At 42.1% G+C, this 9,128-nt stretch carries 12 protein-coding genes and 1 pseudogene; 10 read left to right on the forward strand and 3 right to left on the reverse strand.

What is annotated here, in order from left to right:
* Positions 1 to 567 (forward strand): hypothetical protein (locus BFI01S_RS19745; protein WP_235831236.1); only part of this gene is annotated, 567 nt, incomplete at its 5' end.
* 43 nt (positions 568 to 610) lie between these two features.
* On the opposite strand, the gene BFI01S_RS19750 is transcribed toward BFI01S_RS19745, so the two are convergent.
* Positions 611 to 829 carry a hypothetical protein gene (locus BFI01S_RS19750; protein ID WP_061794128.1) on the reverse strand — a complete coding sequence of 73 codons (219 nt, stop codon included), beginning with the start codon at positions 827 to 829 and terminating at the stop codon, positions 611 to 613.
* Positions 830 to 1,274: 445 nt separating this feature from the next.
* On the opposite strand from BFI01S_RS19750, the gene BFI01S_RS19755 reads away from it, so the two are divergent.
* The 7 genes from BFI01S_RS19755 to mnhG are packed head-to-tail and all read left to right on the forward strand — an operon-like array spanning position 1,275 to position 7,031.
* The gene (locus BFI01S_RS19755; RefSeq protein ID WP_061794129.1) at positions 1,275 to 3,677 is read left to right on the forward strand and encodes a Na+/H+ antiporter subunit A; all 2,403 of its coding nucleotides are present in this window, start codon (positions 1,275 to 1,277) and stop codon (positions 3,675 to 3,677) included.
* Positions 3,664 to 4,086: a Na(+)/H(+) antiporter subunit B gene (locus BFI01S_RS19760; RefSeq protein WP_048011697.1), complete on the forward strand. Its 423-nt coding sequence runs from the start codon at positions 3,664 to 3,666 to the stop codon at positions 4,084 to 4,086. Before BFI01S_RS19755 ends, BFI01S_RS19760 begins: the two co-directional genes overlap by 14 nt.
* On the forward strand, positions 4,086 to 4,427 hold the full coding sequence (locus BFI01S_RS19765) for a Na(+)/H(+) antiporter subunit C (protein ID WP_035332022.1): 342 nt from the start codon (positions 4,086 to 4,088) through the stop codon (positions 4,425 to 4,427). Before BFI01S_RS19760 ends, BFI01S_RS19765 begins: the two co-directional genes overlap by 1 nt.
* The gene (locus tag BFI01S_RS19770) at positions 4,420 to 5,913 is read left to right on the forward strand and encodes a Na+/H+ antiporter subunit D (RefSeq protein WP_061794130.1); all 1,494 of its coding nucleotides are present in this window, start codon (positions 4,420 to 4,422) and stop codon (positions 5,911 to 5,913) included. Before BFI01S_RS19765 ends, BFI01S_RS19770 begins: the two co-directional genes overlap by 8 nt.
* Before the next feature lie 2 nt (positions 5,914 to 5,915).
* Positions 5,916 to 6,392 carry a Na+/H+ antiporter subunit E gene (locus BFI01S_RS19775; protein ID WP_061794131.1) on the forward strand — a complete coding sequence of 159 codons (477 nt, stop codon included), beginning with the start codon at positions 5,916 to 5,918 and terminating at the stop codon, positions 6,390 to 6,392.
* Positions 6,392 to 6,676, forward strand: a complete 285-nt coding sequence (locus BFI01S_RS19780; protein WP_035332019.1) for a Na(+)/H(+) antiporter subunit F1 — start codon at positions 6,392 to 6,394, stop codon at positions 6,674 to 6,676. The genes BFI01S_RS19775 and BFI01S_RS19780 overlap by 1 nt, the downstream gene beginning before the upstream one ends.
* A complete protein-coding gene (gene mnhG, locus BFI01S_RS19785; protein ID WP_061794132.1) occupies positions 6,660 to 7,031 on the forward strand; it encodes a monovalent cation/H(+) antiporter subunit G in 372 nt (123 codons plus the stop codon). The genes BFI01S_RS19780 and mnhG overlap by 17 nt, the downstream gene beginning before the upstream one ends.
* A 41-nt stretch (positions 7,032 to 7,072) precedes the next feature.
* On the opposite strand, the gene BFI01S_RS19790 is transcribed toward mnhG, so the two are convergent.
* Complete coding sequence (locus BFI01S_RS19790; protein WP_061794133.1) at positions 7,073 to 7,456, reverse strand: hotdog fold thioesterase; 384 nt, start codon at positions 7,454 to 7,456, stop codon at positions 7,073 to 7,075.
* A gap of 107 nt (positions 7,457 to 7,563) precedes the next feature.
* Here BFI01S_RS19790 and BFI01S_RS19795 point away from each other — a divergent pair.
* A pseudogene (locus BFI01S_RS19795) lies at positions 7,564 to 7,739 on the forward strand (asparagine synthase).
* Positions 7,740 to 7,838: 99 nt separating this feature from the next.
* Here the strand turns inward: BFI01S_RS19795 and BFI01S_RS19800 are convergent.
* Positions 7,839 to 8,462, reverse strand: coding sequence for a DedA family protein (locus BFI01S_RS19800; RefSeq protein ID WP_061794134.1), 624 nt, complete (start codon positions 8,460 to 8,462; stop codon positions 7,839 to 7,841).
* Positions 8,463 to 8,707: 245 nt separating this feature from the next.
* On the opposite strand from BFI01S_RS19800, the gene BFI01S_RS19805 reads away from it, so the two are divergent.
* Positions 8,708 to 9,124, forward strand: coding sequence for a YuzC family spore coat inner layer protein (locus BFI01S_RS19805; protein ID WP_061794135.1), 417 nt, complete (start codon positions 8,708 to 8,710; stop codon positions 9,122 to 9,124).
* The last annotated feature ends 4 nt before the right edge of the window (positions 9,125 to 9,128 follow it).

Below are 9,128 nucleotides of genomic sequence, written 5' to 3' on the forward strand. Positions count from 1 at the left end.
GAAATAGAGAAAAGGGGGCAGGAAATGAAAAAAGGAATGTGCTGTTTTTTGTTTGCAGTCCTGCTGTCAGTGGGATCTCTAATGCCTGCGAAAGCTGCTGATGCTGAAAAAGAATTCGAAGAGATACTGGAAGAACAGCTTCGCAGCACAGTCCATTATTACAGCGAAGACTCCTTTTCAGTCATTGATGCATACGGAATTCAGGGACAGGTAACAAAGATCGTTACATCTGATGACCCTCAAACATCAGAAAATGAAGAGGTTATTGAAGAATATACTTCTCATATCGGCATTGTTTTTTTGGAATTGGAACAAAAACGAGATGACTTATTTATATTTAAGAAAAAAGATTTCTTTTATTATGATTTTGACAAAAAAGAATTTCTGACAGCACCCAATGTGCTTGGCAATGAATCAATCAGGGAGTTTTTTGAACGGTATGTTGATAATATCGAAAAAAGCATTACCCCCTTCTCCAAGTTACTGCTCCTATTCTTCATTTCCTTTATCATTACGGTTCCGCTAGCCATCATGATTTTCCAAAACCGCGGCCGCAGTAAAACTTAATACAGCAGAAAGAGAGGTTGTGCCAAAGCACATCCTCTTTTTCTTATGAAGCCGTCTGTATCCTCACATATTCCCTAGGCTCAAACACCTTCAGCTTTTGTTCTTTTCCAGCTTCCATTTTATAATCTGCAGGTAATAATTCGACCACTTCTTCGTCTGCCGGAATATAGAATTCCCTTTTGGTTTGGTGGTCCAATATCCAGGCGCCTGCAAACAGCAGGGCAAAGATTATAATGGCTGCTGAAACTTTATGTTTAATCATGCATAACACCACCTAAAAGTAGTGTGCTTGAATTAATGATTTTTTATACAAAAGTGCTTTCATTTGATAAATTTTTTCAAAAAAATTTTTCCTGATTCATTCGTGTTTCTACCTATTTAATAAGAATGGATAAATCCTTTACTGATAAGGGTTTGAAGAATGCACAGACTTTATTTTTAGGTTATAATTTGTTCAGAGGTGCATGAGCGGATAGTAATGATGAATATGGCACGCCTGTCATGCCTGCCCTGGCTGGATAATACGGGGGAAGGTGGAAAAACTTTTATTAAGCGCTTTACATATAGCAGAAAAGTTTTATACATGCTGCGGAAGAAAAATTCAGTTTTCCAAATATGCTGAATTGTTAGATACCATATAGCCGCTTCATCAAGCTGCATAATAGGATCGTTGAGTAACACACAATTAATTTAAAGGGGGTAATGTTTTGTCTTTGCTTCACCTGGCAATAATTTCACCATTTTTGCTTGCCATCCTTGTGCCTATTGCGTACAAGCTGTTCAGGCAGATACATACGGGTTGGTTCGTACTTCCTCTGCCAATCCTTTTATTCAGTTATTTTATTTCTTATTTATCCATCACCTCCAATCAGCAGTCCGTCACAAAGTCTTTTTCGTGGATACCCGCTCTGGGGATTGATTTCACGGCAAAAGTAGACGGTCTCGGTTTGCTTTTTGCTTTGCTGATTACCGGAATAGGATCATTGGTTGTTCTGTATTCCATCTATTACCTTGATAAAAATAAAGAAAAATTGAACACCTTCTATGTGTACTTGCTTCTATTTATGGGAGCTATGCTTGGGGTTGTCCTATCTGATAACCTGATTGTGCTTTATACTTTCTGGGAATTCACGAGTTTTTCTTCATTCCTGCTAATCGGTTATTGGTACCACAGAGAGAAATCAAGATATGGCGCACAGAAGTCGATGATCATCACCGTTTTCGGCGGTCTTTCTATGCTTGGAGGCATCATCCTTCTTTATTTGATGACAGGCACTTTCAGCATTTCGGAAATTATCGCTGGATCAGATGAGATATTTTCACATTCATTATTCGTTCCTGCTCTGCTTTGCTTTTTACTTGGGGCTTTTACCAAATCCGCACAATTTCCATTTCACATCTGGCTGCCGGATGCCATGGAAGCTCCAACACCAGTCAGTGCATATCTGCACTCGGCAACGATGGTTAAAGCGGGCATTTATTTAGTAGCACGCATGAGTCCGGTATTTGCTGAGCATCCGCTCTGGCTCTGGCTCATTGCTGGATTTGGCATTACAACCTTATTCTGGGGTTCTTTTTCAGCTGTCAAACAGACTGATCTTAAAGCCATCCTGACTTTCTCAACAGTCAGCCAGCTGGGGATGATCATGTCCCTTCTCGGCATTGGCGCTGCAGCGCTTCACTTTGAAACAGTGGATGACAGTTATTTTACGGTTGCCACTACAGCTGCTGTTTTTCATTTGATCAACCATGCCACCTTTAAAGGAAGTCTCTTCATGGTAGCCGGAATTGTCGATCATGAAACCGGAACCCGTGATATCCGCAAGCTTGGCGGTTTGATGAACTTTATGCCGATTACCTTTACTTTGGCGATCATCGGCACATTTTCCATGGCAGGGCTTCCGCCTTTCAATGGGTTCTTAAGTAAGGAAATGTTCTTCACAGGTATGGTCCGTGTTTTGGAAATGGATATTTTCAATTTGGATACATGGGGATTCTTGTTCCCTGTTCTTGCCTGGGTGGCAAGTGTATTCACATTCATTTACAGCATGATTCTTGTATTCAAAACGTTCACAGGCAAGTTCCAGCCTGAACAATTAGAAAAGAAACCTCATGAAGCTCCAATCGGGATGCTGATTTCACCCATTATCCTGGCTTCATTAGTTATCATTATTGGTTTCTTCCCTAATATTATTTCAAACACGCTGATCTCCCCTGCACAGGCAGCTATTATGCCTGTTGAAGGGTATGTGTATGATACTCATATTTATTTCTGGCATGGATTTACGCCTGAACTGTTCATGACTTTAGGTGTTATTACATTGGGAATTCTGCTTTTTGTCACTCTGCCAAAGTGGAGAAGAGTATACGATTTCTTCCCTGAAAAATTGGCTCTGAATCGTTTTTACGATTCTATGCTGGAAGTATCACAGAGGGCTTCCTTCAACTTAACAAGATTATATATGAACGGATTCATCAGAACCTATCTTGTGTATATTTTTTCATTTTTCATTGTTGCTCTGGCTGCCACCCTGGTTCTGAAAGATGCTTTTAAATTCGATACGAGCGATGTGGCAACCATCCATTATGCTGAGGTTCTGCTGGCATTAGTCATCGCTGCTGCATCTATTTCCATTCTGTTTGTAAAATCCAGAATGACTTCCATCATTCTGCTGGGGGCAGTCGGATATACCGTTTCATTGTTCTTTGTTATTTTCAGGGCCCCTGACCTTGCATTAACACAGCTTGTAATCGAAACTATTTCTGTCTCTTTGTTCCTGCTAGCTTTCTACCATCTGCCAAAGCTCCGGCATGAGGAGCGGATGGGATTTAAAATGACGAATGCCCTTATTTCTGTTGGAGTGGGTGCAATTGTAACGATGATTGCCCTATCTGCGCACAGCAATAAGATGTTTCCTTCAATTGCGCAATATTACGTCGAGAATACGTATAAGGAGGCAGCCGGGAAAAACATGGTAAACGTTATTCTTGTTGATTTCCGGGGCTTTGATACCATGTTTGAAATTACAGTTCTTGGAATTGCAGCTCTTGGAATTTTCGCTATGATCAAACTTCGCCTGGAAGGGGGAAAGAAAAATGAAAACAAATGATATCATTTTGCAGACCGCTACAAAAGTAGTATTGTTTCTCATTGTTCTTTTCTCTGTCCATATCTTTTTTGCCGGCCATTATACACCGGGCGGCGGATTTGTTGGGGGTTTGCTGACATCGGGGGCAATCGTGCTGCTGCTGCTGGCTTTTGATATGAAAACTGTCTCCAAGATTCTTCCTGTCAATTATATTCACATGATTGCAGTTGGACTGCTTTTTGCGATTGGTACAGGGGCGGGAGCATTGCTATTTAATGTCCCTTTCCTTACCCATGCCTTTGGACATATTGACCTGCCAGTTCTGGGGGACACTTCCCTCCATACAGCTACACTGTTTGACCTTGGTGTTTTTCTGGTTGTTGTTGGCGTTACGATGACCATTATTCAAACGATAGGGGAGGATGAATAATGGAAATATTAATGGCTTTTGTAATTGGAATTTTATTTATGTCAGCTACTTATCTCATGCTGTCAAAAAGCTTGCTGCGCATAATTGTCGGAACCGGGCTTTTAAGCCATGGAGCACATATGCTGATATTAACGATGGGCGGCTTAAAAAAAGGGGCTGCCCCGCTGCTGGGTGAAAACGCACCCTCCTATACCGATCCGATTCCCCAGGCTCTTATCCTGACAGCAATTGTAATCAGCTTCGGGGTCACTGCGTTTTTCCTGGTTCTGGCATACCGTGCCTACCAGGAGCTTGGCACTGATAATATGGATCGAATGAGAGGAACTGAAGGAAATGATTAACTTTTTAATATTGCCCATCCTGATCCCTTTAGTTACAGGTGTCCTTCTCATCTTCGCTTCTAAAAGAATCATGCTGCAAAGGTGGATTGCAGGCATATCATCAGTGATTGCGATCATTTTCTCAGCCCTTCTGGTTCAGAAGGTCCGGGTCAGCGGGATCCAAACGCTGGATGTTTCAAGCTGGGAGGCTCCGTTTGGGATCACGCTTGTTTCTGACATGATGTCAGCTCTGCTGGTGCTTACAACCAGTATAATCGCATTTCTATGTCTGATTTATTCATTTTGGAGCATCGGGGAAGCCAGAGAGAAGTTTTACTATTATGCTGCATTCAACTTTTTAATTGTTGGCGTAAACGGTGCCTTTACAACAGGGGATATCTTCAACCTTTTCGTATTTTTCGAGGTTATGCTGATGGCTTCGTATGTTTTGCTTGTATTAGGCGGAAAGAAGGCACAGCTTAGGGAGTCCATTAAATACATCCTTGTGAATGTAATATCTTCTGCTCTGTTTGTTATAGCAGTTGCCTATCTTTATTCTGTAGTAGGAACGCTTAATATGGCGCATATATCAGTCCGCATCAGCGAAGCAAGCCAAGGGAATCCCCCAGGAATCATAACAGTGATTGCTGTGCTATTTTTAATCGTATTTGGATTGAAAGGCGCCATTTTCCCATTATATTTCTGGATGCCAGGCTCTTACTATGCACCGCCTGCCCCTATTTTGGCTTTATTCGGAGCGTTGCTGACAAAGGTCGGAGTTTACTCCATTACAAGAACCTATACGCTGTTCTTTTATCACGATACTGGCTTTACCCATCAGCTCTTAAGCTTTTTGGCAATTATGTCGATCATCGCAGGAGTCATTGGGGCAATTGCCTACTGGGATATTAAGAAAATCATCATCTACAATATCATCATTGCTGTAGGGGCAATTTTGTTTGGAGTATCAGCTATGACGACTGATTCCCTTACCGGGTCCATCTTCTATTTGATCCATGATATGATTATTAAGGCGGCTCTATTCTTACTTGCCGGCATCGTGATTGCAATTGCCGGAACAAGCAATTTGCATAAGATAAGCGGGCTGATCAAGCGCTATCCCGGTCTGGGATGGACCTTCTTCATCGCAGCGCTTGCTCTTGCGGGAATTCCTCCGTTAAGCGGGTTTGTTGGAAAGCTTCTAATTGTTAAAGGCGGATTTGAAGCAGAACATTACTGGGGAGCAGGGATCGTCTTAATGTCCAGTCTTCTTGTGCTGTTTTCAATCATGAAAGTCTTCATTAATGGCTTTTGGGGTACACCTCGCGCCTATAAAGAGGAAGAAAAAGTGCCTGTCGGCAAAATGTTGATTGCCCCGGTTATCCTTATTGTCATTGCCGTTTTCTACGGAGTCGGCTCGGAGTATGTTTATCCGTATATCTCACAGGCTGCTGAAACTCTTGCAAATCCGGAAATATATATTGAAGCAGTTTTAAAGGAGTATTGAGTATGGCATTTCAAATATTATTAAATGTGTTCCTTGGGTTTATGTGGATGTTTTTAACAGGATCATACGAACCGGTTGCGTTCCTTAAAGGATACCTTTTTGGCCTGCTCATCATCTTTACTTTCAGAAGATTTTTCGATTCACGCTTTTATCTATTAAGAGCTGTAGCGGTAATCAATCTTTTGTTTCTTTTCATCAAAGAGCTTATCTTAGCGAACATCGGCGTGCTTAAAGTATTGTTAAGACCCAAACTTGATATGCAGCCAGGCATTTTCGCCTACCCTACTGTTCTGAAAAAGGACTGGGAAATAACAGTGCTATCGAATTTGATCACACTGACTCCGGGGACATTGGTTGTAGATGTTTCCCCGGATAATAAGATTCTTTACATTCATGCAATTGATATTGAAGATGCAGAGGAAACCATTGATTCTATCCGGAATTCGTTTGAAAAAGCAATCTTGGAGGTGAGCCGGTAATGCTGAATACTGTTGTTCTAAGTGCCATCCTTATCATTTCGGCTGCCACCATCGGTTTGATCTACAGAGTGATTAAAGGGCCGACCACTCCAGACCGTGTTGTTGCACTTGATGCTATTGGCATAAATCTTGTTGCAATTGTTGCATTGATTTCTATCGCCCTTAATACAAGTGCGTTTGTGGAGGTTATCCTTCTGATCGGGATTCTTGCCTTTATAGGGACCGTCGCCTTCTCTAAATATCTGGAGAAGGGGGTTATTATCGAAAATGAACGAGATCGCTAATATTGTCATTATTGTGCTGATTATTCTGGGTGCTTTTTTAAGCCTTGTCGCAGCATATGGCGTTATCAGGCTTCCTGATGTTTATACCAGGAACCATGCGGCATCAAAGTCCGCTACACTCGGGGTTATGTCCATACTGCTCGGAGCCCTGCTGTTCTTTTATGTTAAAGATGGCTTTTTCAATTCCAGAGTTCTGCTCGGAATTATATTCATCTTCATGACATCACCTGTAGCCGGGCATTTAATTGCCCGGGCAGCTTATAACTCCGGTGTAGAGCTATGGGACAAAAGTGTACAGGATGACTTGAAAGATGCACCACATATGAAAAAGGCAGGCAGCAAGGAACAATCATAAATGGGAAAACCGCAAGAAATCCTCTTGCGGTTTTTTATTATTTATTTTCTTTTTATTACCGCCATGGTGCATCGGGATGTGCATACCAGCTTGTCATTTTCATCCGTAATTTTGATATCCCATACCATTGTGGTTCTTCCCTGATGCAGCACTGTTGCGACAGCCGTCACAATTCCTTCTTTTTTAGCACGTATATGGTTAGCATTGATCTCAAGCCCTGCAACGGATTCCGTTTCTTTGTCGCAAAGTTCAAATGCTCCTATGCTTGCAACAGTTTCCGCAAGGGCGACAGATGCTCCTCCATGCAGGAGGCCAAACGGCTGGCGGGTGCGTTCATCAACAGGCATAGTGGCAACTACACGGCCTTTTTCAAGTGACACGATTTCCATTCCGAGTGTTTCGATTAGAGTACCTTTCAATTCCATTCCCCAATCCCCTTTCACTATGTAAAATGTTGTCATACTATACTTCATTATATAAGAACAAACTATGGATGTCCTCTTGGACAATCACAAAAAAAGAGGTGACAGTCATGGATCGTGTACGCGAAGGATTAATTCCAGCTGTTCTCGGAACCGCTGTCACTGCGGCAGGCTATGCAATGAAACAAAACCGCAGAACAAACAAACAGATACCATCGTTGGTTTTGGGCTCGCCCATATTGTACTTGGAGCCATCGACCTGGTAGAGCACCGCGATCAGTATTAAGTTAGATAAGCGCAAGCGCCTTGCCCGCCCCCGACACCTCGAGGGGGCAGGCGCTGGAGCTAGACATTTAAAAAGGCAACACCCGGCTGCCTTTTTATATTATAGTCCCAGACCCTGATCATGCAGCTTTTCCTGCTCCTTCCCGCGTTTTCTTCTGGCAAATCGAAAAATGAGGAAGATCGCTGCAAAGCCTGTCAGGCCAAGCAGTATTTCTTTTTCATGTTTGATGATGGTGTCAATATGGTCTCCAAAAACATAGCCAATCGCGAAGGCTAAAGACAGCCATATCAGTGCGCCGCTGTATGCAAATAAAGCGAATTTTTTAAATGGCAATTTACTGAAGCCGTATAAAAAGGGAAGGAAGTTTCGGATACCCGGAACAAAATAACTGAAGGAGAGGGAAAAGGCATGATACTTTTCCATTAGCTTTAAAGAAGAATCAATCGTTTTAGACATCCTTTTGCTTTTATGAAAGTACTTTAGCAAAGGCCTGCCGATCAAACGCCCGATTGTATAACAGGTTGACAATGCAGCCAAGATGCCAAGATAAATGACAATGAAAGCAAGCACAGGGTGAAGTGTTTTTAAAGAGGAAGAAAGTCCAACAGTCATCACGATCAATTCATTTGGCACAGGAAAAACAAAGACCCCTACCCAAAGCCAGAGAAACAGCCCCAAATATCCATTATTTTCAATGATTTCCAAAATCAGTTCCAGTTCCATCCGGGGCCTCCTATCTATGTAAGCTGCACAAATTATTTACTCACACTAATATATTCTTCATTCCCTTCTTTTACCCCTTTTCTAATAATATCAATCCTTATAGAATATCTTCTTCCTATATACCTCGTATGCCGGGTTCAAGCCTAACTTTTGTGAGAAAGCAATTTGTTCTTTCATAGGAATAGCCTTGTTTTCATATATTGGGAATGCGTGCATTTATTATTAATCGAAAGGGGCAGAACCGGATGTACCCCTATTATTATTTTCGCTACCCAAAGCCCGGATACAATCCTCAGCTTCAAAACTGCTGGAATTATCCGCAGGCTTATCAGTCTTTTTATCACCCTGTGCATTTCTACAGGACCTTGCCTGCTGTCGATCCGCAAAAGTTCATGAGCTCTGCAAAAAAAATGGAGGTCCTCATGAGAGACGCCAGCACATTGCTTGTAAATATGGCAGAGTCAAAAAAGTTTTCTTATGAACTGATGTCAGCGGCCCAGCAGTCCAACAAGGCGGCAGTCAAAAATCTGCTGAAATCGACAGGCATCTCGCGAGTCCCTTCTGTTGACTATACACCTGACGGGCTAAGACTACATTTCGAATCAGACAAAGAGGACCCACAGAAATGCTGTGATTTAACGCTAAAACTGAGATGGATGTAAAAAC

It is taken from the genome of Cytobacillus firmus NBRC 15306 (assembly GCF_001591465.1).
In the GTDB taxonomy this organism is placed as follows: Bacteria; Bacillota; Bacilli; order Bacillales; family Cytobacillaceae; genus Cytobacillus; species Cytobacillus firmus.

Coding starts and splice junctions, on each gene's coding strand:
- BFI01S_RS19750 (WP_061794128.1), bottom strand. CDS start 829: ATGATTAAACATAAAGTTTCAGCAGCCATTATAATCTTTGCCCTGCTG.
- BFI01S_RS19760 (WP_048011697.1), top strand. CDS start 3,664: ATGAAAACAAATGATATCATTTTGCAGACCGCTACAAAAGTAGTATTG.
- BFI01S_RS19765 (WP_035332022.1), top strand. CDS start 4,086: ATGGAAATATTAATGGCTTTTGTAATTGGAATTTTATTTATGTCAGCT.
- BFI01S_RS19770 (WP_061794130.1), top strand. CDS start 4,420: ATGATTAACTTTTTAATATTGCCCATCCTGATCCCTTTAGTTACAGGT.
- BFI01S_RS19775 (WP_061794131.1), top strand. CDS start 5,916: ATGGCATTTCAAATATTATTAAATGTGTTCCTTGGGTTTATGTGGATG.
- BFI01S_RS19780 (WP_035332019.1), top strand. CDS start 6,392: ATGCTGAATACTGTTGTTCTAAGTGCCATCCTTATCATTTCGGCTGCC.
- mnhG (WP_061794132.1), top strand. CDS start 6,660: ATGAACGAGATCGCTAATATTGTCATTATTGTGCTGATTATTCTGGGT.
- BFI01S_RS19790 (WP_061794133.1), bottom strand. CDS start 7,456: ATGGAATTGAAAGGTACTCTAATCGAAACACTCGGAATGGAAATCGTG.
- BFI01S_RS19800 (WP_061794134.1), bottom strand. CDS start 8,462: ATGGAACTGGAACTGATTTTGGAAATCATTGAAAATAATGGATATTTG.
- BFI01S_RS19805 (WP_061794135.1), top strand. CDS start 8,708: ATGTACCCCTATTATTATTTTCGCTACCCAAAGCCCGGATACAATCCT.